The sequence below is a fragment of the Wolbachia endosymbiont (group A) of Alloplasta piceator genome (genome assembly GCF_964028505.1).
In the GTDB taxonomy this organism is placed as follows: Bacteria; Pseudomonadota; Alphaproteobacteria; order Rickettsiales; family Anaplasmataceae; genus Wolbachia; species Wolbachia pipientis.
The window spans coordinates 903,517-928,546 of record NZ_OZ034793.1; the positions used below are offsets into that span (position 1 = coordinate 903,517).

A 25,030-nucleotide genomic window follows, 5' to 3' on the forward strand; every position below is an offset into this window, starting at 1 on the left:
TGTTTATTTCAACAAATGAAAAAAGCGAAATAAAATATTCCAGGGTGTTATTTAAAATCTCTGGTGAGGCTTTGATGGGATCAAAGCAATTTGGTCACGATATGGAGACTATAGGTGAGTTATCTAAAGGCATAGTTGAAGTTTGTAATCTTGGAGTTCAGGTATGTATTGTTGTTGGTGGTGGTAATATCTTTCGTGGCACATCTGCGTCTTTAAGTGGTTGTGAAAGAGCAAGCAGTGATTATATTGGAATGCTTGCAACTATAATCAATGCTTTAATTTTACAAAACTTTTTAGAAAAAAATTTAGTAGCTTCTAGGGTATTATCTGCAATACCCATGGCCACTGTATGCGAACCTTACATCAGAAGGAAAGCTATTCGTCATTTAGAAAAAGGTAGAGTGGTAATTTTTGCAGCAGGCACAGGCAACCCATTTTTTACTACAGATACAGCTGCAGCCTTACGTGCTGTTGAAATGAATTGTGATGTTATTCTAAAGGGTACGCAAGTAAATGGTGTATACTCCGCTGATCCGAAAAAAAATGAGGATGCTGTAATGTATGATAGGCTTTCTTACACGGATTTATTGACTCGTGATTTAAAAGTTATGGATGCATCAGCAATTTCACTTGCTCGTGAGAATTCTATTCCAATTATAGTTTTTTCTTTGAAGGGAGAAAAAATAGTCAATATTATTAAGGGTCAAGGTACTTATACTATAGTTTCAGATTGTAAACATTAGGTAATTTATGTTAAATGAAATAAAAGCTAAAACAAAAGAAAGAATGCTAAAAACTATTCAGTCCTTTCATGATGATATTAAAGGCGTACGCACTGGTAGAGCTAGCGCATCGTTGCTTGATGGTATAGTTGTAAATATCTATGGTGGACATCAAAAGTTAAATCAGGTTGCAGGTGTTTCGGTTATAGATAACAAAACTCTATCAATTAAAATTTGGGATATTAATGTTGTCGGTGAAGTGAAAAATGCTATATTAAATGCCAACTTGAATTTAAATCCTGTTGTTGAGGGCAATACCATACGTATAGCTCTTCCGGACTTGACACAAGAAACCCGTGAAAAATTAGTGAAATTATTGCATCAGTTTGCTGAAAATGCACGGATTGCCATTAGAAATATACGTAGAGATATTATGGAAGAAACAGAAAAAATGAAGGAAAATAAAGAAATCTCAGAAGATGATTTTCATGGTGCTAAGAAGGAAATACAAAATATTACTGATGATAATATAAAAAAGATTGATGGTGAATTGTCCATCAAAGAAAAGGATATACTGAATCACTAAATGATATGGAGAAAGCTTACATAGCAAATGATGTCATTCCAGTGTTTGACACTGGAATCCAGCCTTTACTATACAACTATCTGATGCACTTGTTTGAAATCAAATTTCCTGGATCCCAGTGTCGGAGCACTGGGATGACACCAATTTTGCATTCAAGGATCAACTATTGGTGTCACTACAGTAACTCTCTTCCTGTCATGCAAGTAGCTGACACCTTCCAGGTGTCCATTGAAATCCAAAAAATTTCACTCAAGTCAAAATTAGGTTAAATTTAAATGTTGAATCAAGAATCTTTACCGAAACATTTAGCAATTATTATGGATGGTAATGGTAGATGGGCAAACAATCAAGGAAGAGTAAAAATTGATGGTTATAAAAAGGGCAGTGAAGTTGCATACGATATTGCCAAGTATTGTACGGACTTAACTATACCCTACTTAACTTTGTATGCATTCTCTATGGAGAATTGGCTTAGACCTAAAAACGAAACTGACTGTCTATTTGATTTATTTTACTCCGTTTTAACTAATGAAGATAAAGTCAATTTCATTTACAATTGTAACATTAAGTTGAATTTTATTGGCAATTTAAGTCTGTTACCCAGTAAAATATTGGATCAAATTAAAAAAGCAGAAGAAATGACACATAAGAACGATGGTTTATTACTCACTGTGGCAGTCAGTTACGGAGCAAAGCAAGAAATTACACAAGCTATAAGCAATATTATAAAAGAAAATATTGCTTATGTATCAGAAGAGGAATTTGAAAAATTTCTATATACTAAAGATTTGCCAAAATTGGATTTATTAATTCGCACTGGTGGCGAAAAAAGGTTAAGCAACTTTTTATTATGGCAAGCAGCTTATGCTGAATTGTATTTTTGTGATACTTTATGGCCTGATTTTTCTTGTCAAGATTTGAGTAAAGCATTAGAAGATTATACAAAAAGAGAGAAAAAATATGGTAGATAATAATTTTATAATTAGAATGTTGTCCTCAATAGTAATATTATTCATATTTTCCTTTGCTACATATTTCAGTGATTTATCGTTTTACCTATTGATTTTTTCAATAGCAGTTTTATCTTCTTTTGAATGGTATAATCTAACCCAAGGAAATAAAATTTTATACGTTTTTGCATTATTATTGATTGCACTACCAAGCGCCTCATTAATATATTTATATAATCTACCACAAGGAAAATACGCATTAGTATGGTTCGTCTTAACCATTTGGGGAATTGACGTTACTGCCTACCTATTTGGTAAGAATTTTGGTGGAGCTAAAATTTGCCCAATTCTTAGCCCTGGAAAAACTTGGGCAGGACTTCTTGGTGCGATTTTAGCTGGAGTAGTGTGCACAATTTTTGGATCAATATTTTTTGGTCTATTTTCAATTTTTTATTCTCCAATCATTGGCCTTGCAATTGCTATTCTAGCGCAACTTGGCGATTTCACTGAGTCGCTTGTTAAAAGAGCTTACGGTGTTAAAGATAGTGGAAATATGATACCTGGCCATGGGGGAGTGCTCGACCGTATGGACAGTTTCATTTTTACTGCCCCTCTTATTGCTATTTACATAAGCTAAGTCTGCAGAAGTGCCATTAGAGCTCATCCCTAGTCAGCTCCCCAACCGCTTCTACAGTGCAGTCATGGACAAACGTCTTTTCACAATAAGGGCAGGCTATTTCCTCTTCTTCTCCCATATCTAAATATATTAATGGATGGCCGGAACCCTCATCATTCTCATCACCATGACAACAAACTTTTCTATTATTAACCCTCACTTTTGACATGCTGCTCCTTTAGCTTATAACATTTTATATATTGAATATACCCATTCAGAAATAAAAAACAACAAGCACTATTCTCCATTTTTTATCCTATTCAGGTTAATCAATTCGTTTTGAACACCTTTTGATACAAATTTGCTAACATCTTCTCCTAATCTTGCTATTTCCTTTACAAAGCTTGATGAGATAAATTGAGTATCTTCAGAAGCAGGAAGAAATATGGTTTCGATTTCAGGAAGAAGTTTATAATTTACCCAGCTCATTTGAAACTCGTAATCAAAATCCGATACTGCTCTTAATCCCCTAATAATAACAGAAGCATTCTGCTCTTTGGCAAACTTCACTAGCAACCCATTAAAAGATATAACATCTGCATCAATTCCTAGTCCTTTAATTTCATTTTCAGCCATGCTTGTGCGTAGCTTTGTGTCAAAGGCAGTATGCTTATTAACGTTTTCTGCAACCCCTATTATTAATTTATCGACTAGTTTACACGCTCTTTTGATTATGTCAAGATGCCCAAAAGTTATAGGGTCAAATGTGCCAGGGTAGATTCCTATTTTGTCATTAATGTTCATCCTTTATTTTTATAAACTACTTTAAAAACTTTTGATAGACATAATAACATTTTTTATCTAAAAATAAAAGTATACAGTTGGCCTGATAGCTCAGTTGGTAGAGCAAAGGACTGAAAATCCTTGTGTCGCTGGTTCGATTCCTGCTCAGGCCACCTTCTCTTTCTTGGCGAACTTGCCTTTTTGTTATAAAATACTCTATATCGTAATATAAATATTAGGGAGGCAAGTCATGGTATATAAATATTATAATAAACTATTTAATATCTTATTAATTATAGTTCTATTATTAAGCAATATTACTTATGCTGGCGTTAGTGAAAAACCGGCATCTCAACATGTAACCAGAAAAGAAGAACCAGCGTCAACTGTCTTGACGGCAGAAAATACAGTAAATAATGACATAGTTGTTGGTTTGTTGAAAACGGAAGAAGCACATGAGCTTGGGCTATCTCAAAATATCTACGAGATGTTTAATAACTTTGGAGTTAAAAACGTACTCATTGATTACAATAAAATAATTAACTTAAAAGAAATCCAAGAAAAGTCGCTTATCTTTGCAAAACAAGATGAAACATTGGCAAAGAAGCTAACATTAGACCGAATAAAAGTTGAAGTTGCAAAGTTTGTTAAAGAGCACAAAATAAATAGAATATTTATTCCGGATAATTTACACTCAGCACCCACTCCTTGTCGCCAGCTTGTTACTGAAGCAATTGTAAAAATAGTGGATGATAACCCTGTAATTCATTTGCTTGGCATATGTGAAGGCATAATGAATGCAAAGGGAATTGAAGTAGTTAGTGTTGTGAGTGATGAAGAGAAACGAAGATCTCATTTAAAATCAGCACCTAATCCACAGAAAGAGGATGTACCTCTCCAGCAGATAAAGATCGTTCCAAATGGTCGTTTAGCAGAAGTAGTAGCCAAATTCCTAATACCTAATGAAAATGGCTGGTTTTCAACATATTTTCCAGATGCTCATTCAGGAGCAGTAAGTAATACACCAGAAAATAGAAGAAAATTGGAGTCACTTGGATATAAAGTTGCAGCATTTTCCAGTGAGGGGGTAATAGAGGCTATTGAAGATAAGCATGGTAATGTTCACTTTCAAAGTCATCCAGAAGCCCTTGTTGTGAAGTCAGATAAAAACCTCTATTTATCAAATCACAAGGAACGTCAAGTGTCTACACTAGTTGCTATAGCGATTATGAATGATTTTCTTTATCGTGCTTAATGGCTATAGCTTTAGGCTTACCGACGATTTGATAAACGATAGATTTGTCATGTATCCGTTCAGGCAATGGCGTCAACTTAAGGAAAAATATCAGCGATAGTGTATAAAATTTCTCTCCAAATTTTTTATCATTAAATTATCCAAAGAGTGCAAGGGACAGCACTTTTGTTTCTATTTTATTGCAACAAAAAAGTTTAAAATGTGTCTTTTTTAGGTGAGGCATGCAAAAAGGAAAAGATCTTATCTTACAAATTAATAGCTCTTTCCACAGAAGTCCGGATATGATAAGATTAAGGATAGATGGCGATAAGGAGGTTGGATGCCGGCAGCATATAGTTATGATTTAAGAAAAAAAGCAATGGAAGCACTAGACGAAGGGGAAAGCAGAGAAGCAGTGGCAGCAAGATTTAAAATTGGACGAACTACTTTGTGGGAGTGGCAGCAAAGAAAAAAAGAAACAGGCGACTTTCAGTCAAAAAAACTCGGTAATGGAGGTTACAATCAGAAAATTATCGACTGGAATAAGTTTATCGAATTTGCTAAAAAACACGGTAGAAAAACTCTGTCGGAAATGGCTAAACTTTGGGGCAACGTTAGTATCCAAACGATCCACCGAGCTCTCAGAAAAATTGGATTTACGCGCAAAAAAAGACATATGGATACAAGGAAAGGAACGAAGAAAAACGTGCTGAATTCTTAAAAATTATAGCAACAAAAGAACCAGAAAACTTAGTGTATATAGATGAGTCTGGGATTGATAACACGGAGGACTATCCATATGGGTATTGCCAGAAAGGACAGCGATTTTATGCCCTAAAATCTGGAAAAAAACTCAACGAATCAGCATGGTTGCAGCCTTAAGTAGAAGAAAGATAGTTGCTCCATTAACATTTGAAGGCCACTGTAATATGGATATTTTTAATGGATGGTTTGAGCAATTTTTGGCACCGATCTTAGAACCTGGACAAACTGTCATTCTTGATAATGCTACTTTTCATAAGTCTGATAAGCTTATCAAGCTCGCTAAAGGAGTCGGTGCAGAAATTTTGTATCTGCCGCCTTATTCTCCAGATTTTAACAAAATTGAGCATCATTGGTTTGCTATAAAAAACAGAGCCAGGAAAAACATTCCTCTATTCGAATCCTTTCGTCGTGCTGTTGATTCTGCCTTCCTATGACCTATTCGGACTATTATGAGAAATGCTATAAAAATGCAATATACTCGAAAACTTTTCAGAAAATCCATTGTGTTGAGTTTTACACGAACAAGAAAACTTCCTTTTTCGACAGTATTTTCTATGATTTTAAAGTTAGTTAAAAAAAGTTTGGGAATAGAATGTGAACTTATGGAGCCATTGACATGTGACCTTACCCAGAAAAAGTGGAGAGAAAGTTTGGAATGTTTTTCACAAAGAGAATGATGAATCAAAATGCTCAGGAATGCAATAGTTAATAGTGACGTTGTTTGTTATAAAAAATTTCTATATATTCAAATATAGCAGTTTTGATATGCTGTTTAGAGTGCCGAGAGGTGTCTATTGGTAACTCCCTTTTTAGAGAACTGAAGAAGCTTTCCACAACAGAATTGTCGTAACAACAACCTTTATGACTCATCTATGTTTTTTATGGATAAGAGATATTGATAACCTTGCACAGTATATTGTGAACCTTGATCACTATGTAATAGTAGATTTTTGGCAGGTTTACGCTTGTTAACGGCCATTAATAAAGAGTCCATAACCTATTGTTTATTTATTGAACTGCTCATTAACTACCATGCGTGAATATAGATCGATTATTGTTGCCAAATATAGCCATCCTTCTTTGGTTTTTATATAAGTAATCCCATACTTTATTTGGTTGATCGACAATAAAGTTTTGGTCTAATATATTGGGAGCTACTGTCCGTTTGTTGTTTCTTAATTTTAAATTTTCTTCTCAATATAGCCTGAATACCATTTTTCTGCATAATACTTTGCACTGTTTTTAAGTTGCAACTTTTACCCAAAGCCTTCAATTCAGCATGAATTTTAGGAGCTCCATATCTACATTTAGAAGCTTGATATATTTTTTGAATATCTGCTAATAACTCTTTATTTGCTGATTCTCTACTGCTTATTTTCCTTGTAGTCCACTTATAGTAGCCACTAGCAGAAAACCCTACATAATTCCTGCACTTTATAGTGTTTACTATGCTCTTTTATGAAAAAATATTTTACTCTTTTTGACTGGCCAGGGCTTTTTTTAAAATGTCTCTTTCTCTTGTTACTTTTGCTAACTCTTTCTGTAAATCAAATCTCTCTTTGTCATAAGGTGCTACATCTGGAAATGCATTTGCCGCTGACTTTTTTTCGTTATATTTCTTCATCCATTTTCCTAATACACTATCCCTTATTCCTAGATCTCTTGCTACTTTTGCAACTGGTTGACCTACCTTTCTTTGTTCATTTGCCAGCTTAACAGCTTCCAATTTAAATTCTGCCGTATATTCTCTTGCCATTTCTAATCCTCCAAAATTTTATTTTACCCGAAAAAACTCCTTTCTTTCTCTCCACTTTTTCTGGGTAAGGTCAGTATGGGAAAAGGTGAAAGATGTACTAAAAAACCCAGAGATGATAAAAAAGGAATACCAACGTAGAGTATTAGAAAATAAAAATGATGAATCATCAGAGAAAAAGTTTGCAAGAAGAGAAAATCAAATAAAAGAAGGTATCGAAAAATTAATGGAAGATTATTATAGTCAAGAAAATGCAGGAGAGAAAGGATATATAAGCGAGGAAGAATTTAAACAGACAATGAGAAAAATGAAAGAACGCTTACAAGGGATAGAAGAAGAGAAAAAAAAGGTAGTTGATCAGAAGGCAGTAGAAAAAGGAATAAGTCTTATTATAAATAGCATAAAGAATTTTTATTCTAGTGTAAAATCGAACCTGGAACAGCTAGATTGGCAAACTAAGCGCGGCATTATTAAAGCATTAATAGGACAAATTAACATTGGTTGTGATCAGGTAGAAGTAGGATTTCAGATCGAAGAACCAGCACAGGATGGGGGAATTCTTAATTTGTATCATTGTACTACACATCGTAATAAGGGGGTTGGCAAAATGTGTCAAGCAAGTTTTTTCGTTTCTATAAATCTGGATTTCAGCGTTATGCGCTGGAATGACAACGTGAGGTAAATTTTTCAACATCCCAAAATTACAGAATTCAGTCTGTTTAATTAAGTGTGAACTGTTACACGAAAATTTTGTAAACAGATTAATATACCCTGTTTTTGCTATTCATCTAAAAATGGAACCATAGAGTACGTTGAGGAGCGTAAGCAAATTTTAATGCAAAAATTACTATCAAAAAATAGATTATGCAAGAGGTCTAATTATTCTGCCGCAATTTTGCTCTATCACACTTGCCACATTTAATATTCCAGCTTCATCATAATAATTTCCAATCACTTGCAAGGCAAGTGGTAAACCCTCATTGGAGAGCCCAACAGGAACAGAAATAGCAGGCAATCCTGCCAGACTTGCCGGCACAGTAAACACATCATTGATGCACATAATTAGCGGATCTGGCTTTTCATTTAAGCCAAAAGCTTCTGTTGGAGCAGATGGCACAAGTATGTAATCTATTTTTTCAAACGCTTTTATAAAATCATTTCTGATTAATGCCCTAATGCACTGCGCTTTTTCGTAATATTCATTATAATGACCTGAAGAAAGCGCATAAGCGCCAATTAAAATTCTTCTTTTCACCTCTTTACCAAAACCTTCTGCTCTTGTTAGTGAATACATTTCTTCAAGGGTATCAGCATCAACCCTTAATCCATAACGCACACCATCGTAACGAGCAAGATTGGATGAAGTTTCAGCAGAACAGATTAAATAATAGACTGGTATTGCATATTTAGTATGTGGCAGAGTAATGTCAACAACTTCAGCGCCATTTTCTTTTAAATAGGAAGCAACTCTTTCCCAATTATGAACTATTTCCTCTGAAATTCCATCCATCCTATATTCTTTTGGTATACCAATACACTTACCCTTGACATCACCATTTATAAAGCTAGAAAATTTAGGCACTGGCTTTTCGCTCGATATTGAATCTTTTGTATCATAGCCACAAATTGCTTCCAGCATTAATGCTGAATCAGAGACAGAACGAGTAATGACTCCTGCTTGATCCAGAGAACTCGCAAATGCAATCATACCAAAACGCGAGCATCTTCCATAAGTTGGCTTTATTCCAACTACTCCACAATAAGCTGCTGGTTGGCGTACAGATCCACCGGTGTCGCTCCCTAACGCTCCAGCGCATAAAAATCCAGCAACCGATGCTGCAGATCCACCAGATGATCCACCAGGAACAACTTTTTCCCCATCGCTTTTTCTAATCCACACATTTTCAACAGGGCCAAAATAGCTATTTGTGTTCGCAGAACCCATAGCAAATTCATCCATATTAAGCTTACCGAGCATGGCTGCTCCACTTTTTAAAAGCAAGTCAGACACCGTAGATTCGTAAGTCGGAACGAAATTTTCCAGCATTTTTGAGCATGCTGTTGTTTTTATTCCTTTTGTACAGAATAGATCTTTGATGCCAACTGGTACACCCATGAGCGGCGAGATTAAATCATCCTTTTGCCTAGAGAAATGTTCATCTGCAGCTTTAGCAGCTTTTATTGCTATCTCTGGGGTTTTTGTTATAAATGCATTTAATTTCTCATTTTCAACCGCACTGATGTGCGCCTCTACGAGTTCAACGGCAGAAAAACTCTTTTTTTTGAGCCCGTCATGCATTTGTGTAATACTTAACTTTCTTAGTTCATTCATCAATATTTAATTTTTAGCAAGACGTTAATTATAACATGGCACGATAAAAAATCCATACATTTATAGTTACAGCTAGAAATGTAGCTAAGGTAACTTAGATTCACCGACAATCGTCATCCCGCTACTTGTTAGCGGCTAAGAGATACCGCAGCGGTATGACGTAGAAGCTATACTTTTATACTCACCAACTCAGTATCCAATCCGGATTGTATCTTAAAAAGGTCAAAGGTCAAAAGACTATAATAATACCAATTCTCATTGTTGTCCAGTCAAATAGGAAACATTGCAGAGTTGTTTAGTTGTGAAGCTGGCAAGAGAAGTAATAAATTTGCACAAAGCACCCTCAAGTAGAGCAATTGTATCGTATATTTTATTGCGCAAAATGTTCTGTTTTATATATAACCAAAGCCTCTCAACAGGATTTAGCTCAGGTGAGTATGGAGGTAGGTATATAATGTCGATATTTTTAGGTACCTTTAAATTTTTTGACCTATGCCAACTAGCACAGTCCATAACGAGAAAAGCCTCTCGTGTTTCTAGATATTGCGAAATTTGCTCAAGAAATATGTTCATGCAATCAGTGTTGACATTTGGTGCAAATAAGCTAGAACTCTCTCCATTTCTAGGATTAACTGCACTATAGAGATAGAAATTTTGCCTACCTAATTTTGTTTTAACCTGTGTTCTAATCCCCTTTTTAAACCACCCATGTCCAACTTTTGAATGTGTGCCAAACCGTGATTCATCAAAGAAAAATAGCTCTTTTTCTGGATACTTGCTAATAGCTCCATTGAGATTTTTTTTTGAATTCCTCTTGTTTGCTTTTATCTTGTCCATTATGAACTGGTCTTGGTGTAATATATGAGAATTTCATCTTTTGCATATGGCGGTGTACTGTAGATTTGCTGATATTTAATCCGAACTTTTCCTGGATTCTTATTCTCATTTCTTTAATGGTGATATTAGGATTTTCTTCTATCCACTCTTCAATTTGCTGTAGTTGAGCCTGATTTAATTTAGTTTTTCTACGACGTTGTGAAGGAGCAAACAGTTTTTCTTCTCTGCCAATTTTCAAGAGTTTTACCCACGAAGTTAGTGCGCTTCTTGAAATGCAATATATTTTTGCTACAGCCGTTATACTGTACTTTTTTGCTGCAATTACAGCATTTAGTTTTTTTGAAACATATGCATTATTCCTTACTTTCTTCAGCATTTCTTTTGCTGATTCTACTACTTTTTCATCCAATAATTTTGATCTTAATGCCATTTAAACCTCGCTATTTTACTTACTTCAGTATGGCTTTTCTTCCATCATTGTCCATCTGTTTGCCCTGTAATGGGAATTGGTATAAGAGGTTGTCCGGAAACTAGTAAATTCAAGCATATTCCCTCTTTAACATAACCCTACTCATAGCTAGGTATATGAAATTCTCAGTGGATGTTGTGAGTAAATCATACTCCTTCGATAGCCTTCTATTCCTATTAACCCAAGCAAAAGTCCTTTCTACAACCCATCTTCTTGGCTGTACTTTAAACCCTTGTTCTCTTGTTGGTAGTAGCTCAGGTGGCGTATCTTTGTGCACCCAAAATCTACATGGAGGCCTTGTAACAATTTCAATATCCATGTCATATTCTTCCTTTATGTGATTCTTTGAATTTCTTCCTTGGTATCCCATGTCAGCCCACATTTTTTTAACTTTAGTATATTTTGTTCTCATATTGTTTAATGCTATTTTAATACCATCTCTATCATTTTCGTTAGCAGCGCCTACGTAACAACCTAGTATAAAACCCTGAGTGTCTGTAATTATATGCCTTTTTCTACCCTTTACTTTTTTTACTTCCATCATAGCCTTTGATCCCCCCTTTTCTGTAGTCTTTACAGATTGACTATCTACTATACAGGCACTCGGCTGCTCATTCCTTCCTATTTTTCTTCTACTATATTTTGTAATTTCATAATTCATTTTCTCAAAAATTCCCTGCTTCTTCCATTGCCTGAACTGCTCATACACAGTCTTCCATAGCGGAAAATCATTTGGTAAATACCGCCATTGACACCCTGTACGCAATACATAGAAAATTGCTTCTAATATTTCTCTTTTGCTATACTTTGGCGGCCTTCCTCCTTTCTTGTATGATACTCTGAAGTGTTTTTCTATTCTTGCCCATTCCCTTTCGCTTAGATCTGTTGGATACTTTTTTCTCATCTTTACCCCGTACTAAAATTTCAGATATTATAGCCTTTTACTTGTTTCCGGACAACCTCTAAGCAAAGGAGTGATACTGTGTCTGAGTGAAAATCGTTGAGATCCCAGTGTCTGCTGCTTGCATAGCATTTATTTACAAAAAAATAGTCATGCAAGAGACTTTGCTTGGATATTTGATATAATTTAGGTCTATTAAAGCAAAAAATACTAACATGAATGAAGTGATAACATTTGGTTGTCGTCTAAATTTTTACGAGAGCGAGTTAATCAAAGAAGCATTAAAAAAAGCAAAGAGAGAAAATGTTGTTGTGGTGCATAGCTGTGCAGTGACAAACGAAGCAGAACGTCAGGTAAAGCAAAAGATACGTAAGATTTACAAAAATGATCCAAATAAAGAAATTATCGTAGTTGGTTGTGCTGTTCAGTTGGATCCAGAAGTTTACAGTAGCATTCCTGGTGTAAGTAAAGTGCTCGGTAATCAAGATAAGCTAAAAGCTGAAAATTACTTACTAAATGACGATAAAATCTTGGTCAGTGATAACCAAGTAGAACCTGTTCTAATTAATGGATTTGAAGATAAGTCAAGGGCATTTATTGAAATTCAAAATGGTTGTAATCATAGCTGCACATTTTGTTCAATTACTGAGGCAAGAGGGAATAATCGATCTGTGCCAATAAACAGTATTATAGAGCAAATCAGGATCTTTGTAGAAAATGGATATCAAGAAGTAGTGTTTACAGGGGTTGATATTACTGACTTTGGTACAGATTTGTTGGGTAAGCCATCACTTGGTTCAATGATTAGGAGAGTTTTAAAGGATATACCAGAGTTGAAGAGGCTAAGACTTTCCTCTATCGATGTTGCTGAAGTTGACGACGAATTAATGGATTTAATAGCTAATGAGTCAAGACTTATGCCTCATTTACATTTGAGTTTACAATCTGGTAATAATTTAATACTAAAGAGAATGAAGCGTCGTCACAACAGAGAACAAGTGATAGAATTTTGTCATAAAATGAAGAGCTTGAGGCCTAATATAGCATTTGGCGCTGATATTATTGCTGGATTTCCAACAGAAACTGATGAAATGTTTCAGGATACAGTTGATTTACTGAAAAAAACAAATATAGTTTACCTACATGCTTTTCCATATTCAGAGCGGAAAAATACACCTGCTGCACGAATGCCACAAGTACCAGAGAATGTGCGTAAAGAACGAGTAAAAAATTTAAGAGAAGTAAATAAAGAAATTATGAGCAGTTTTTGTCAATCCTTGATCAACACTAAGCAAAGTGTTCTGGTTGAGCAAAATAATGTCGGTAGAGCAGAAAATTTTGCATTAATAAAGCTTGAATCAAGAGCGCAAGCTAAAAGTATTGTGAAAGTTAATGTTACAGGCGTAGAGAATAATTATTTAATTGGAAATACTCTTTCTTAATTTTTGTACATTAAAGAAATATATGATATGATGGTTGTACTATAAATGATAATTATGGGTTCATTTGTGATAACTAAAAGATCTATTACTTTATTTTTGATTTTAATTTCATGTGTCTATTTTTTTATTACTTATATCGGTAATTATGTACACGTTGAACAAGTTATTGGAACACAACTCTTAAAACTAGAAACGGACAATAATGAAGATGTAATGCATTCTAAAGAGGTTACTGAAAAAGAAGTACTAACAGAGGATTTAAAATATCAAGAACCTGAAAATAGTCCTATTGAACAACCTTCTATTCTCCAAGTAGCTGATCAGAAAAATATGTGGTCACGTATTGCAGATCAAGCTGAGCCTACAAAAGAAAAATCAAAAAAACTTGATTTTTATGTTAGCGCTAACGGTGGTAAGGTATACCATGATAATTCAGAAACATTTGTAAAGGGTATAAAGGCAATAGGGGAGAGAGTCCTAACTTTAGTTGAAAGTCATTATGGTTTTATAATAAAAAATATAGTGGCAGATGAAATTAAAAGTATACAGCAATTTGATGGTAAAATTGATTTCCAGTGGTTTAGCAGCATGTCTTTAGGTTACTATGCTGGAGAAAATGGTAAAATTGATTTTGAAGCCGCGTATTCTATAGCCAATATTGAAGATAGTAATTCTCCTCCGGTATTTGATAAATCAGCAAGTATATTTGCGTTTTTGTTAAACTTCTATTATAATCCCAGCGTTCAGGATACACAATTTGCTCCGTACATCGGTCTTGGTATAGGACCAACAGTTTTTAGATTAAAAAGGATTAATGGGTCACCCCAAAATTCAATGCCACTGAATGTTCCTTGGTTTGCTTATCAAATAAAACTTGGTGTTGATTATTCAATAATCCCAGAAATCAAAACCTTTCTCGGCTATCGTTACTTTAGCGTTCCGATACCTGTTGCAGATGACATATCTACTCACAATATTGAAGTTGGTTTGATATTTAATTTTTAGTGATAATTTAATATATATATAAATTCTTATCTTTTCTATCTAACAAACCAAATGTTGGTACGATTGTTGCTTTTAAAAAAATGACAGTTTCTACTGTTCTAATATTATTCGCTAGCCTTTTTGATTTCTGATGCAATAAGCTTTGCTTATCTTCTCTATGTTCTATAAGCCCGCCGATTACCATAATTTCACCGCTCTTAATTTTTAACATAGAGTTCATTTCTCTGATTTCAACAATTGGAATGTCGCTATTTAATTTCATTTTACTCTGCTGTGCGACGTACTCTATATCTGGATCTTTAGTGTAGCCGTTAATTCTTGATAAAGTTGGATGTATATCCATGAATATTTCACTAGTATCAATGTTAATGCTTGGGTGGATTATTAGCACAACACCTATTGGGACGCTATTCATCTTCGTAATTAAGGTCTGATTAGAGTTTCTAGTATCTTTTTGTATATCGGAGGTAAAATAAATATGGTTTTTAGTAAATGAAATCATCGCTTGCTGATTATTTATAGCATGTACTCTGGGGCTTGAAATTACAGTTGAAGTGCCAAATTTGTCTAAATTTTTTACTAAATCTCCTAGATCATTTGCACCAAAGTTCATTGCTAGGTTAATAATGGAGTTATCTTGATTTATTATAGACTTAGTTCCATCTTGTAAGTCATTTAAGTTCATACCAGAAAGGTATTTGTCATCTAGCACAACTTCAACTATTTTTGCCTCTATCATTACTTGAGAAGACGCTAACTTCTTAACCTTATTAATATATTCTTCAACAGCTTTGTGGACATCTTTTCTAGCATTCAAAATAATAACACCAGCTTCTCTGTTGGATGAAAGGAATTCGCCATCATCCACCCCGTTAACATCCATTATTGCATTCAAGCCTTTTTCTAATGAATTCCATAAGTCACTACTGTATTGAGACTTCATAACATTGTTATAGTCCCTATCAACGTTACTTCCATCACTGTTAGTAATATTGTTATTAATAACGAAACTGCTTTGAGCAGAATGTTGAATATTGATGAAGTCTACGTAATAATTTTGTGCGTATGGCAAGTCCTGCTCAATTCTAATTACACCATTACTTGTTGAGTAACGCAGTTTGGCGCTATTTGCTATACTCTGAATTACTTCGTTTATATCCTTATCTTTTAGCTTTAAAATAATATTACCTGATATTTTTGGGTCCATATCCAAGTTAACGTCAGAAAGTTTTCCTATCTCAATCAGCAAATCCTTTACTGATACTTCTTCACTAACATTAATAGAAATAAGCTGATTACTGATTGTGAGATCGGGAAACTCTATTGGTAAAGGCATAATTTCTGGTATTGCCGGTTCATTAATCTCCAAAGAGGTGTTATATTGTTGCAACGGATAATCGTGCTTATAATTGTCTATGTTAATAGGATATTGCTTGGTAGGTAGATGTGTGCAAGAAATAATGAAGAGGAGTATTAAGCATTTAAAAATAGCCATTAGAACAGCATACAAAATCTATACTAATAGATTTCTATAAAAATATTAAAAATGTATTTAATCTCATTTTCATCGAGCAGATAATTGTCGTGTATTAGCTTTGGCTATTTATTTTTTGTATACTCTTCTTGTACTTAAATGTAGACCAGCATAGCCCTAATTTTTTTATATATTTTACTTCTTTCTCTGTATTTAATAATAGGCTTGAAAATAAATGGTAAGCCTATAATTGTTAAGCTTAGAGCTAGGGTTGAAAGTATACAACAGGCTTTGTGTTTACTATGTAGCTCTTTCAGGTAAAGCATCAAAAATCTACAAAATTTTTTGTAATTTTCTTCGATGTTTTTTTTGCTATGAGCCTTGCTAATGAACATATCTATTGCGGTATGACCGTTATTGCACTTAATGTTAAGGTCTGCACCTTTTTCTGTTAACAACTGAGCTATATCAAAATAATCCTTTTGAACAGCAAGATGTAGAGGTGCAAAACCTTGTTGCTCACAAATGTTCATATTGGCTCTAACTTCCAATAACATTTTCACAATTTGTGTATGGCCTTTTTTAACTGCGAGTAGCAAGGGAGTTCTGTTACATTTAGTAACAGCATTAATGTTTACCTTAAGCCTCAATAAGAGCTTAACTGTTTTAGTGTTACCATTATGGCTAGCTTTATGCAGCCTGGCGTTGCCATTAAAATCTTGATCATTTGCATCTATTCCTTTTGATACAAGAAATGTTACCATTTTTCTATTATTATGCTCAATAGCGCAATCTAATGCATCAAAACCATGGTTATTTTTTGTGCAAAAAAACTCTTTAAGTTTAATTTTATCGTTACTTGCTTGCTGTTTTTTTGCAATAAGCTTTACTATTTGCATTTTGTTGTTATACGCTGCTAGGAAAAGCGTAGTGTTATTTTCTGCATCTTTGGCTTCTATATTTGCACCTTTCTTTATCAGATATTCTATAATTTCTGCTCTGCTGTCATAATGTGCGGTGCATTGATAAATGGTTAAAAACAAAGGAGTACGAAAATTGTTATCTTCACATTCGAGATTTGCTCCGCTATCAATTAAAATTTGAACACTTTTTTTAGAACCGTATAGTGAAGCTATATGAAGAGGAGTATAGCCCTCTTTGACATCTTTTTCATTAATTTTTGCGCCTTTTATTATCAAAAAATCTATTAATTCCGTGTCATCTTGTAGTGCAGCAAGGTGCAGTGGAGTGAATCCATTTTTATCCTTGGAATTAATTGTCAGTTGGTTAACAAAAAGTTTAGCAACTTTCTTGTGTCCATGCATAATGGCGTAATGCAGAGGGTTTCTATTTTCGTTGTCTACGACATTGAAATCAGCTTCGTGCTCTAGTAATGACTTTACTCCAACTAAATCGCCTTCTTTTGTGAACTTATGCAAGAGAGTGATTCCACTTGCATCTTTTGAGTTAATATCAAATCCATTTTCTACTAATTGGTTTATATCTTCCTCACGCGCCATATCACTTAAATCTCTAATTAAACTCTTTTCGCGTTAATAATACTCCTACTTGATTAAGTTTAAATGAATCTGTGAGAAATGGCTAGTGCATTCTTGCATAACAAACTTTTGGCAGCGCATTGGATGAAACGAAAAACTTACTTGACAAACTCCGCCAGCCCTCTTATCATGAAACTGAAGCTATTTATTTATCTTCGCAATCTCTGCAGTGGATTAATGACAAAAAACTTAATGTATTTGGCGTAAATCATGCTTAATTTTTTGCACTATGTGCACCTCATGTCTTTATAAAACTTTTAGGTTTCTACCTATACAAGCCGAAACGCGCTTATAAAGTGTTTAAGACAGTAAAAGACGTCAAATAGACAAGGGAGAATTTGAATACTAGCTACCCTAGGGTTTCTTTGCCTTTTTTTTTATTTGGTAAATTTCTTAACATTTGCAGCTAAACGACAACTGTCATCCCTGTAAAGGTCAAGTATCCCGCTACTTGTTAGCGGGATCTAGAGATACCGTGACGGTATGACGTAGGATTGCTGTCATTTCGCTACTTGTTAGCGGCTGAGATACCGCGAATAAATCGCGGTATGACGGTTAGCGGTGGCGTGACGATAAGCTCGTCATTCCGCTACGTGTTAGCGGCTAAGAGATATCGCGGTGGTATAGCTATAAATTGTTGATATCTTTTTTATATCACATTTTTAACTTACAATAGTTAGCCAGCGTTCCTTACATTAACCAAATCTTTCAAATTCTGCACTCACCACTACCTATAACTCACTTTCACGCAATATTGATCGTTCTTAAAAAGCAATCTAACATTTTTTATTCCTTGATTGCGAAGCTTTGATGCAGCTGACTTAGCAGCCTGAGCACTTTTAAAAAATGCAACATATCCCTTACTTTCTGCATTGTCTTGTTTTGGGTGACGTTTCTGTATTTCTTTTTCATACTGCTTTCTATAATGAGGAGTATTTTGTATCAATTGTTCTGACATCTTTCTTAGGTATTGAACTTTTACTTTTGCAAGCCCAGATTTATGAAATCCTAAGACTTGAGCTGCTTTTTCTGATAAGTCTATTATTCTGCCTTCAATAAAAGGCCCTCTATCGTTAACCCTTGTAACAAGCTTTCTTCCATTTTCTAAATTAGTGACAAGAACAAAGCAGGGTAAGGGCAAAGTCTTATGCGCTGCAGAGATCAAGTGACGGTTAAACGCTTCACCATTTGCTGTAAGTGTGCCATGATCTTCTATTCCATACCACGATGCTATCCCTATCTCTTCATAGTGTTTACAGTTTTTTGGATAATAAGTTATACCATTTATTGTGTAGCTGCTGCCAATTTTATAATGACCTGCAGTGCAGTTAAACCTGTTGCTAACACTGCAGCTACTTATCAAAACAAATATTAGGCATAGAAAGGTTAGGTTTTTTATCATTGTATTCGGTAAGAGGGTTCGATACTATGAGGATTTTAAATTATACTATAATAAATTTAGTAATGAGTAAACATCTACTGCTAAATATTAACAAAACTCAAAAAGGAATAATACATATTATTGGTATAGGTGGAATCGGAATGAGCGCTATTGCTGAAATTCTTCACAATTCCAATTACAAAGTTCAAGGCAGTGATGCACAATCAAACGACAATATAAATAAGTTACAAAAGCTAGGTATAGAGGTTTATATTGGTCACAATGCTAATAATATAAGCCAAGCTCAAATAGTTGTACATTCTTCTGCAATAGAATCTGATAATGTGGAGTTAATTGCGGCAAAAAATAACAATAAAACCGTTTTGCATAGATCAGACATACTTGCTGAAATTATGAAAGGTAAATATGTGATAGCGGTTTCAGGTTCAAGCGGAAAGACAACAACAACGGCTATGATTGCTTCCATTTTTGATCATTCTAATATTGATGCAACTGTAATTGTAGGAGGAATACTAAATTCGTATCAGAGTAATTCAAAACTTGGAAAGAGTGACACTTTTCTGATCGAGGCTGATGAGTCTGATGGAACTATGCTAAAAATCCCTGCAAAGATTGCTGTCATAACAAGTATCAACAATGACCACATAGATTATTACGGCACATTTGATAATATCAAAAATGCATTTTCCCAATTCGTGAATAATGCAGGTTCTGCAGTTTTACCTGATTCTGTAGACATCGATTATGATGCGAGTAATTCTATAACGTTTGGGTTTGAGAATGGTAGCATAAGAGCCAGCAACATTAAACAGCATGCTAACAGCATAGAATTTGACGTGTTGAACAACTGGATTCCAGCATCAGCTACTTGCATGACAAAAAAGCAGGTGTCATCCCATCACCCTCTGTCATCCCAGTGCGTGACACTGGGATCCAGCCCTTTAAAAAACATAGTACTATCAAACGCAATAGGTATTCACAAAGTAAGCAACGCCTTGGCTGCAATATCAGTTGCGATAAAACTCGGGATTAGCGATGCAGATATTAAAAAAGGCCTTTTGGAATTTCAAGGAGTAGCAAGAAGATTCTCTTTGATTGCCAATATTAAAGGTGTTAAGTTAATTGAGGATTATGCCCATCATCCAAATGAAATATATGCAACTTTAACGGCTGCACGTTCGATTACTAAAGGAAAAGTAATAGGAATTATCGAACCACTTCGTTTTGCTCGCATTCATAATTTTTTTGATGAATTCATACGAATTTTCATGATGTTTGATTATGTCATCCTTACTCCTGTTCATCCTCCAGAAGATAAGCCCATTCCTGGTTGTGGAATTGATGATATACAAAAAGCTTTAATCAGTAATGGATTTAATAACACAAAAATTATGAATGATGCTTTGCTCATTTCACATTTTATTAGTGATTCGACAAGTCCAGGTGATATAGTATTATTTATTGGTGCTGGTAGTAATATAGCTAAATTGGCAAAGGAAGCTGCAAAGCTCATAGCAGAAACTATACAAACATCTAGTTAAACGATAGAATAAATGCAAGTACTGGTGTCATGCAAACTGGAATCTAGTCAATTATATATATGGAAAATGAATTTAATTGAGAAAAAGAATCCGGACTGGGAGGATTTATATGATAAAATTGTGTAATAAGGCTGGATCCCAGTGTCGAAGCACACAACTGTACGAACGTTGTGATATGGGGGTAACTTCCACTAAGAATGATGTCATCCCAGTGCCCAGACACTGGGATCCAGAAAACTTAATCGTAAATGAGCACACCAGGTGGCTGTATAGTAAAAGCTGGATTCCAGTTTGCATGACACCATCCGCTACTCAAATTACCTGTATATTGCAATGTTCATACACTGAAATGTTACAGCGCTGGGATAACATCTTCCGAGACAGAACGTTCCGTGCACACAATTGTGAATCTAGTAAAGGGTTAATGTAATGAATAAGATAATCAACAATGTATTTGCAAGAGAAATTTTAGATAGCAGGGGTTACCCTACTGTTGAGGTGGAAATTGAACTCTGTGATGGAGTAATAGGTAGAGCATCTGTACCTTCTGGAGCTTCAACTGGTAAATTAGAAGCCTTGGAACTCAGGGACCAAGATGAGAAAAGGTATTGTGGTAAGGGAGTGCTGAAAGCTGTTCAAGCTGTAAATGGGATAATAGCAGATGAAATCTTTGGAATGAATGCAGCGGACCAAAATGCAATTGATAAAGCATTAATTGAACTGGATGGAACAAAAAATAAATCTAAACTTGGAGCAAATGCAACTTTGGGTGTGTCTCTTGCGGTTGCAAAAGCAGCAGCAAACAGCTTCAATATGCCGCTCTACAGATATTTGGGAGGAGAGCAGATGAGTGTTATGCCGGTTCCACTCATTAACATAATTAATGGTGGAGTACATGCAGACAATAAGCTCGATTTCCAAGAATTCATGATTCTTCCTGTCGGGGCTGAGACTTTCAGTGAAGCAATCAGAATGTCTGCGGAGGTGTTCCACAACTTACGTAGCATTCTTAAGAAAAAAGGTTATAGCACAAACGTAGGAGATGAAGGTGGTTTTGCACCAAATATTGAAAGTACTGAAGAAGCACTTGACTTGATCATATACGCTATAGAATCAGCAGGTTATTCAGCGCAAAGTGATTTTGCACTAGGCCTTGATGTTGCTTCATCTACTTTTTATGAAGATGGAATTTACAAATTTGAACACAGAGATCTTACTTCAGAAGAGTTGACTGAATATTATTGTAATCTTGTGGAAAGATATCCAATAATTTCTATAGAAGATGCAATGAGTGAAGACGACTATGAAGGTTGGAAATTACTTACTGCAAAATTGGGGAGTAAAATTCAATTGGTTGGGGATGATTTGTTTGTTACAAATTGTGAACTGATATGCAAAGGAATAGAGGAAAAAATGGCAAATGCTGTACTGATCAAGCCAAATCAAATAGGGACGTTAACAGAAACTTTTGCTGCTATTGAAATGGCAAAATCAAATGGCTATAAAGCTGTTATTTCTCATCGCTCAGGTGAAACAGAAGACACAACAATATCCCACATAGCAGTTGCATCAAATTGCGGGCAAATAAAAACCGGGTCGCTATCGCGTTCTGATAGACTCGCGAAGTATAACGAGCTAATCAGAATAGAAAGCGCATTAGGAAAGGATGCTAAATATTATCGTGGGTTAGCATGGGTTTTATAGACGAAGTAAAATTGTGTTTAAAAGCTGGTGACGGTGGTGATGGCTGTACAAGTTTTCGTCGAGAAAAGTTCGTTGAATTTGGTGGTCCAAATGGTGGTAATGGAGGAAAGGGTGGAAACATAGTTTTCATCAGCGACGCTAATCTCAACACTTTGCTTCATTTTCGTTATAGAAGACACATTAAAGCAGATAGTGGAAAAAATGGTGCAGGCAGGGATAGATCTGGCACAGCAGGGAAAGACGTTATACTTAAAGTTCCAGTCGGTGCACAAATAATTGATGAAGAAAGTGAAGAGATAATAGTAGACCTTGACAAGCCTGGTATGGAATTTCAAGTAGCACAGGGTGGAAAAGGTGGACTTGGAAATACTAATTTTAAATCTTCTACTAATAAGGCACCAAGACATTTTACTTACGGTCAGCCTGGCGAAGAAAAACATGTATTATTAAAACTAAAAGTTTTATCAGATGTTGGAATTATTGGCATGCCAAACGCAGGTAAATCAAAATTTTTGACTCGCTGCTCAAATTCCGATACAAAAGTAGGCGATTATCCATTTACCACCGTAAGACCTCATTTAGGCATGGTAAAAGTGGATGATAGCGAAGTTGTAATAGCAGATATTCCTGGAATAATTACTGATGCTCACCTTGGAGTTGGGCTCGGGCATAAATTTTTAAAGCACATAGAAAGGTGTCAAATTTTACTTCATTTAATCGATGTAACTCACGATGACGTTGTTTCGGCTTATAGTTGTATCCATAATGAATTGGAACTTTACAATAGTGATCTTGTTGAAAAAGAAGAGATTGTAGTATTAAACAAATGCGACTTATTGAGGGAAGCAGAAATTCTGGAAAAGAAGAATCACCTAGCTAATTATCTCAATAAAGAAGTGCTGTGCTTATCAATTAATGGTGATTTACAGCCTATTTTAAGATTATTAAGTGAAAAATTGAAAAAGAGTAATTCTAAGGAAATCGATGTATATGATCCTTTTAAAGCGTAAATTTTCTATTTATGGATGTACAAGAATGGTAGCGTGCAACCAGAACTAAGCGTACAGCTGTGCAAACATCGTGATTTGAGTCCACCAGAAGGGTGTCATCCCAGTCTGGGATCCAGGAATTTTATTAAGTTGGTAAGCATAAAAGTAGCCGTTTTATGTTAAAATACAACGTTTTGATGATTATGAAAAGGCTGGATTCCAGACTGGAATGACACCATCATAAAGTGAATCAGTGTCAGCTACTTGCATCTACCATGCAAGTTACCTGAAAATTGCAATGTTCGTACACTTGACTACTTGGATCTAGTATGATTTAATTAACCAAGAAGTAGGCATGAAAAAATTATGTAGTGAACCAGTTTGCATAACACCAGGAGGAAAATATGGATAGAAAGACGAGAATAGAATCAGACAGCTTAGGGGAAGTAAAAGTACCAAGTGAACATTACTGGGGAGCGCAGACTCAGCGTTCTTTAGAAAATTTTAAGATTGGCACAGAAAAAATGCCAGAGCCTCTGATTAAAGCATTAGCAATAGTAAAACTTGCAGCAGCGCGTGTTAATATGAAACATGGTGTTATAGATGATAGGGTAGGGGACGCAATTTGCACAGCCGCGAGGGAAGTAATAGATGGCAAATTTAATAATGAATTTCCGCTTGTTGTTTGGCAAACCGGATCCGGAACGCAGACTAATATGAATATGAATGAAGTGATCAGCAATCGTGCAATAGAGATTTTAGGTGGTAATTTGGGTAGTAAATCTCCAATACATCCAAATGATCATGTGAATTATGGTCAGTCGTCAAATGACACCTTTCCAACAGCAATGCATATAGCAGCAGCAGACCAGATAAACCGCTTGCTTATTCCAAATCTTGAAAAATTGCATAAGGTGCTGGATAATAAGGTTCAGGAATTTAAAGATATAATAAAAGTAGGACGTACTCATCTGCAAGATGCAACGCCCCTAACACTAGGACAGGAGTTCTCTGGCTATGCAGTCCAGATTAAAAAGGGGATAGAGAGAGTAAAATCAACTTTAAGTGATATATATGAGCTTGCACAAGGTGGCACTGCAGTTGGCACGGGACTCAATACTAAAAAGGGTTTTGCTGAAGATTTTTCAAGCCAAGTTGCAGAAATTACTAACCTTCCATTTACTTCAGCAGGCAATAAATTTGAAGCGCTAGCAGCAAATGATGCTTTAGTTGAGCTCAGTGGAACACTCAATACAGTAGCAGTCAGTTTAATGAAAATTGCAAATGATATAAGGTTGCTTGGTTCTGGTCCAAGATGCGGAATTGGGGAAATAATGTTACCGGAAAATGAGCCTGGTTCTTCAATTATGCCAGGTAAAGTGAATCCAACTCAGTGTGAAGCGGTGACTATGGTATGCACTCAAGTTATGGGAAATCATGTTGCTGTAACCATTAGTGGTTCAAACGGTCATTTTGAATTGAATGTGTTTAAGCCAGTGATAATTTACAATGTTTTGCAGTCTATAAGACTTTTAGCTGACGCAAGTTTAAATTTTACAGAAAAATGTGTAGTTGGTATTAAAGCAAATGAAGAGAGGATAAAAGATTTACTGAATCAGTCGTTGATGTTGGTCACTATATTAAATACGCATATAGGGTACGACAATGCAGCAAAAATAGCGAAGCTTGCTTATAAAGAAAATATCACTCTAAAAGAAGCAGCAGCAAAACTTCAACTGCTCACTGAGGAAGAGTTTGAAAGGATAGTGAAACCAGAAGAAATGGTAAATTATTTGTAACCGCTCACACTTAATTCTTCAATCTCACTAATAGAAAGGCCAGTAAACTTGACAATAGTGTTAACATCAACATTATTATCTTGCTTTGTCTACCTTATTTTGCCGCTCCCCTGAACGGATACGGTTTAAGACATAAGATCCTTTTTCATAGCTATACTACGTTATCC

The 25,030-nt window shown here is 35.2% G+C and carries 24 protein-coding genes, 1 tRNA gene and 3 pseudogenes; 17 read left to right on the forward strand and 11 right to left on the reverse strand.

Annotated features, from left to right (window positions below; all coding sequences use genetic code 11):
* The first annotated feature begins 5 nt into the window (after positions 1-5).
* The 5 genes from pyrH to ABWU31_RS04395 are packed head-to-tail and all read left to right on the forward strand — an operon-like array spanning position 6 to position 2,895.
* Positions 6-743 carry a UMP kinase gene (gene pyrH, locus ABWU31_RS04375; protein ID WP_405196809.1) on the forward strand — a complete coding sequence of 246 codons (738 nt, stop codon included), beginning with the start codon at positions 6-8 and terminating at the stop codon, positions 741-743.
* Between the two features lie 7 nt (positions 744-750).
* Entirely contained in the window at positions 751-1,308 is a 558-nt protein-coding gene (gene frr / locus ABWU31_RS04380) for a ribosome recycling factor (RefSeq protein WP_006279983.1), read from the forward strand.
* Positions 1,309-1,313: 5 nt separating this feature from the next.
* Complete coding sequence (locus ABWU31_RS06755) at positions 1,314-1,577, forward strand: hypothetical protein (protein ID WP_410541733.1); 264 nt, start codon at positions 1,314-1,316, stop codon at positions 1,575-1,577.
* Positions 1,578-1,583: 6 nt separating this feature from the next.
* Positions 1,584-2,279 (forward strand): polyprenyl diphosphate synthase, encoded by a 696-nt coding sequence (uppS, locus tag ABWU31_RS04390; protein ID WP_006279327.1) that lies wholly within the window; start codon positions 1,584-1,586, stop codon positions 2,277-2,279.
* Positions 2,269-2,895, forward strand: coding sequence for a phosphatidate cytidylyltransferase (locus tag ABWU31_RS04395; RefSeq protein WP_077188153.1), 627 nt, complete (start codon positions 2,269-2,271; stop codon positions 2,893-2,895). Before uppS ends, ABWU31_RS04395 begins: the two co-directional genes overlap by 11 nt.
* Positions 2,896-2,911: 16 nt before the next feature.
* Here the strand turns inward: ABWU31_RS04395 and ABWU31_RS04400 are convergent, their stop codons facing one another.
* Positions 2,912-3,103, reverse strand: a complete 192-nt coding sequence (locus ABWU31_RS04400; protein ID WP_006279326.1) for a zinc-finger domain-containing protein — start codon at positions 3,101-3,103, stop codon at positions 2,912-2,914.
* Positions 3,104-3,171: 68 nt separating this feature from the next.
* Positions 3,172-3,678, reverse strand: coding sequence for a pantetheine-phosphate adenylyltransferase (gene coaD, locus ABWU31_RS04405; protein ID WP_006279325.1), 507 nt, complete (start codon positions 3,676-3,678; stop codon positions 3,172-3,174).
* A gap of 79 nt (positions 3,679-3,757) precedes the next feature.
* Here coaD and ABWU31_RS04410 point away from each other — a divergent pair.
* The 4 genes and pseudogenes from ABWU31_RS04410 to ABWU31_RS04425 all read left to right on the forward strand — a co-directional run.
* Positions 3,758-3,830, forward strand: a tRNA-Phe gene (locus tag ABWU31_RS04410).
* A gap of 218 nt (positions 3,831-4,048) precedes the next feature.
* A complete protein-coding gene (locus ABWU31_RS04415; RefSeq protein ID WP_410541738.1) occupies positions 4,049-4,912 on the forward strand; it encodes a gamma-glutamyl-gamma-aminobutyrate hydrolase family protein in 864 nt (287 codons plus the stop codon).
* Positions 4,913-5,231: 319 nt separating this feature from the next.
* Positions 5,232-6,090, forward strand: a pseudogene (locus ABWU31_RS04420) (IS630 family transposase).
* Positions 6,087-6,294: pseudogene (locus ABWU31_RS04425) on the forward strand (hypothetical protein); the annotation flags it as partial. The pseudogenes ABWU31_RS04420 and ABWU31_RS04425, both read left to right, overlap by 4 nt.
* Before the next feature lie 67 nt (positions 6,295-6,361).
* Here the strand turns inward: ABWU31_RS04425 and ABWU31_RS04430 are convergent.
* The 3 genes from ABWU31_RS04430 to ABWU31_RS04440 form a co-directional block, all read right to left on the reverse strand.
* Positions 6,362-6,526 (reverse strand): IS3 family transposase, encoded by a 165-nt coding sequence (locus tag ABWU31_RS04430; RefSeq protein ID WP_081600772.1) that lies wholly within the window; start codon positions 6,524-6,526, stop codon positions 6,362-6,364.
* A gap of 238 nt (positions 6,527-6,764) precedes the next feature.
* Positions 6,765-7,106 (reverse strand): IS3 family transposase, encoded by a 342-nt coding sequence (locus ABWU31_RS04435; protein WP_095866567.1) that lies wholly within the window; start codon positions 7,104-7,106, stop codon positions 6,765-6,767.
* Between the two features lie 21 nt (positions 7,107-7,127).
* Positions 7,128-7,412, reverse strand: coding sequence for a transposase (locus tag ABWU31_RS04440; RefSeq protein ID WP_038198869.1), 285 nt, complete (start codon positions 7,410-7,412; stop codon positions 7,128-7,130).
* Positions 7,413-7,497: 85 nt separating this feature from the next.
* Here ABWU31_RS04440 and ABWU31_RS04445 point away from each other — a divergent pair, with 85 nt between their 5' ends.
* A complete protein-coding gene (locus ABWU31_RS04445) occupies positions 7,498-8,091 on the forward strand; it encodes a hypothetical protein (protein ID WP_231115873.1) in 594 nt (197 codons plus the stop codon).
* A 180-nt stretch (positions 8,092-8,271) separates the two neighbouring features.
* Here ABWU31_RS04445 and gatA read toward each other — a convergent pair whose 3' ends face one another.
* From gatA to ABWU31_RS04460, 3 genes are all read right to left on the reverse strand, one after another.
* Positions 8,272-9,741: an Asp-tRNA(Asn)/Glu-tRNA(Gln) amidotransferase subunit GatA gene (gatA, locus tag ABWU31_RS04450; protein WP_353271111.1), complete on the reverse strand. Its 1,470-nt coding sequence runs from the start codon at positions 9,739-9,741 to the stop codon at positions 8,272-8,274.
* Between the two features lie 255 nt (positions 9,742-9,996).
* Positions 9,997-11,008 (reverse strand): IS630 family transposase gene (locus ABWU31_RS04455; protein WP_353271112.1). Its coding sequence is split into 2 segments (ribosomal slippage): positions 9,997-10,545 and positions 10,547-11,008, totalling 1,011 coding nucleotides; the frame shifts between segments, so codons are not numbered across the junction.
* A 109-nt stretch (positions 11,009-11,117) separates the two neighbouring features.
* The gene (locus ABWU31_RS04460) at positions 11,118-11,951 is read right to left on the reverse strand and encodes an IS5-like element ISWpi1 family transposase (protein WP_353271113.1); all 834 of its coding nucleotides are present in this window, start codon (positions 11,949-11,951) and stop codon (positions 11,118-11,120) included.
* A 212-nt stretch (positions 11,952-12,163) separates the two neighbouring features.
* Between ABWU31_RS04460 and mtaB the strand changes: the two genes are divergently transcribed.
* Positions 12,164-13,390, forward strand: coding sequence for a tRNA (N(6)-L-threonylcarbamoyladenosine(37)-C(2))-methylthiotransferase MtaB (gene mtaB, locus ABWU31_RS04465; RefSeq protein ID WP_077188084.1), 1,227 nt, complete (start codon positions 12,164-12,166; stop codon positions 13,388-13,390).
* Between the two features lie 66 nt (positions 13,391-13,456).
* Positions 13,457-14,395 carry a P44/Msp2 family outer membrane protein gene (locus ABWU31_RS04470; protein WP_049973647.1) on the forward strand — a complete coding sequence of 313 codons (939 nt, stop codon included), beginning with the start codon at positions 13,457-13,459 and terminating at the stop codon, positions 14,393-14,395.
* Positions 14,396-14,402: 7 nt separating this feature from the next.
* Here ABWU31_RS04470 and ABWU31_RS04475 read toward each other — a convergent pair whose 3' ends face one another.
* The 3 genes from ABWU31_RS04475 to ABWU31_RS04485 all read right to left on the reverse strand — a co-directional run bounded on the left by ABWU31_RS04475 (position 14,403) and on the right by ABWU31_RS04485 (position 18,830).
* Positions 14,403-15,890: a type II secretion system protein GspD gene (locus tag ABWU31_RS04475; RefSeq protein ID WP_077188083.1), complete on the reverse strand. Its 1,488-nt coding sequence runs from the start codon at positions 15,888-15,890 to the stop codon at positions 14,403-14,405.
* 134 nt (positions 15,891-16,024) lie between these two features.
* The gene (locus ABWU31_RS04480) at positions 16,025-17,389 is read right to left on the reverse strand and encodes an ankyrin repeat domain-containing protein (protein WP_006280021.1); all 1,365 of its coding nucleotides are present in this window, start codon (positions 17,387-17,389) and stop codon (positions 16,025-16,027) included.
* Positions 17,390-18,155: 766 nt separating this feature from the next.
* Positions 18,156-18,830, reverse strand: coding sequence for a septal ring lytic transglycosylase RlpA family protein (locus ABWU31_RS04485; protein WP_006280020.1), 675 nt, complete (start codon positions 18,828-18,830; stop codon positions 18,156-18,158).
* A 26-nt stretch (positions 18,831-18,856) separates the two neighbouring features.
* On the opposite strand from ABWU31_RS04485, the gene murC reads away from it, so the two are divergent.
* The 5 genes and pseudogenes from murC (at position 18,857) to fumC (ending at position 24,863) form a co-directional block, all read left to right on the forward strand.
* Positions 18,857-20,371 carry a UDP-N-acetylmuramate--L-alanine ligase gene (murC, locus tag ABWU31_RS04490; RefSeq protein ID WP_353271114.1) on the forward strand — a complete coding sequence of 505 codons (1,515 nt, stop codon included), beginning with the start codon at positions 18,857-18,859 and terminating at the stop codon, positions 20,369-20,371.
* Between the two features lie 193 nt (positions 20,372-20,564).
* Positions 20,565-20,693, forward strand: a pseudogene (locus ABWU31_RS06760) (WPE palindromic element domain-containing protein); the annotation flags it as partial.
* A 107-nt stretch (positions 20,694-20,800) separates the two neighbouring features.
* Positions 20,801-22,075: a phosphopyruvate hydratase gene (gene eno, locus ABWU31_RS04500; RefSeq protein WP_006280017.1), complete on the forward strand. Its 1,275-nt coding sequence runs from the start codon at positions 20,801-20,803 to the stop codon at positions 22,073-22,075.
* Entirely contained in the window at positions 22,063-23,085 is a 1,023-nt protein-coding gene (gene cgtA, locus ABWU31_RS04505; protein ID WP_353271115.1) for an Obg family GTPase CgtA, read from the forward strand. Before eno ends, cgtA begins: the two co-directional genes overlap by 13 nt.
* Positions 23,086-23,468: 383 nt before the next feature.
* Positions 23,469-24,863 carry a class II fumarate hydratase gene (gene fumC, locus ABWU31_RS04510; RefSeq protein WP_077188081.1) on the forward strand — a complete coding sequence of 465 codons (1,395 nt, stop codon included), beginning with the start codon at positions 23,469-23,471 and terminating at the stop codon, positions 24,861-24,863.
* The last annotated feature ends 167 nt before the right edge of the window (positions 24,864-25,030 follow it).

Excerpts from the sequence above, each read along its gene's own strand:
- frr (WP_006279983.1), top strand. The coding sequence starts at position 751 with ATGTTAAATGAAATAAAAGCTAAAACAAAAGAAAGAATGCTAAAAACT.
- ABWU31_RS06755 (WP_410541733.1), top strand. The coding sequence starts at position 1,314 with ATGGAGAAAGCTTACATAGCAAATGATGTCATTCCAGTGTTTGACACT.
- uppS (WP_006279327.1), top strand. The coding sequence starts at position 1,584 with ATGTTGAATCAAGAATCTTTACCGAAACATTTAGCAATTATTATGGAT.
- ABWU31_RS04395 (WP_077188153.1), top strand. The coding sequence starts at position 2,269 with ATGGTAGATAATAATTTTATAATTAGAATGTTGTCCTCAATAGTAATA.
- ABWU31_RS04400 (WP_006279326.1), bottom strand. The coding sequence starts at position 3,103 with ATGTCAAAAGTGAGGGTTAATAATAGAAAAGTTTGTTGTCATGGTGAT.
- coaD (WP_006279325.1), bottom strand. The coding sequence starts at position 3,678 with ATGAACATTAATGACAAAATAGGAATCTACCCTGGCACATTTGACCCT.
- ABWU31_RS04430 (WP_081600772.1), bottom strand. The coding sequence starts at position 6,526 with ATGAGTCATAAAGGTTGTTGTTACGACAATTCTGTTGTGGAAAGCTTC.
- ABWU31_RS04440 (WP_038198869.1), bottom strand. The coding sequence starts at position 7,412 with ATGGCAAGAGAATATACGGCAGAATTTAAATTGGAAGCTGTTAAGCTG.
- gatA (WP_353271111.1), bottom strand. The coding sequence starts at position 9,741 with ATGAATGAACTAAGAAAGTTAAGTATTACACAAATGCATGACGGGCTC.
- ABWU31_RS04460 (WP_353271113.1), bottom strand. The coding sequence starts at position 11,951 with ATGAGAAAAAAGTATCCAACAGATCTAAGCGAAAGGGAATGGGCAAGA.
- mtaB (WP_077188084.1), top strand. The coding sequence starts at position 12,164 with ATGAATGAAGTGATAACATTTGGTTGTCGTCTAAATTTTTACGAGAGC.
- ABWU31_RS04475 (WP_077188083.1), bottom strand. The coding sequence starts at position 15,890 with ATGGCTATTTTTAAATGCTTAATACTCCTCTTCATTATTTCTTGCACA.
- ABWU31_RS04480 (WP_006280021.1), bottom strand. The coding sequence starts at position 17,389 with ATGGCGCGTGAGGAAGATATAAACCAATTAGTAGAAAATGGATTTGAT.
- ABWU31_RS04485 (WP_006280020.1), bottom strand. The coding sequence starts at position 18,830 with ATGATAAAAAACCTAACCTTTCTATGCCTAATATTTGTTTTGATAAGT.
- murC (WP_353271114.1), top strand. The coding sequence starts at position 18,857 with ATGAGGATTTTAAATTATACTATAATAAATTTAGTAATGAGTAAACAT.
- eno (WP_006280017.1), top strand. The coding sequence starts at position 20,801 with ATGAATAAGATAATCAACAATGTATTTGCAAGAGAAATTTTAGATAGC.
- cgtA (WP_353271115.1), top strand. The coding sequence starts at position 22,063 with ATGGGTTTTATAGACGAAGTAAAATTGTGTTTAAAAGCTGGTGACGGT.
- fumC (WP_077188081.1), top strand. The coding sequence starts at position 23,469 with ATGGATAGAAAGACGAGAATAGAATCAGACAGCTTAGGGGAAGTAAAA.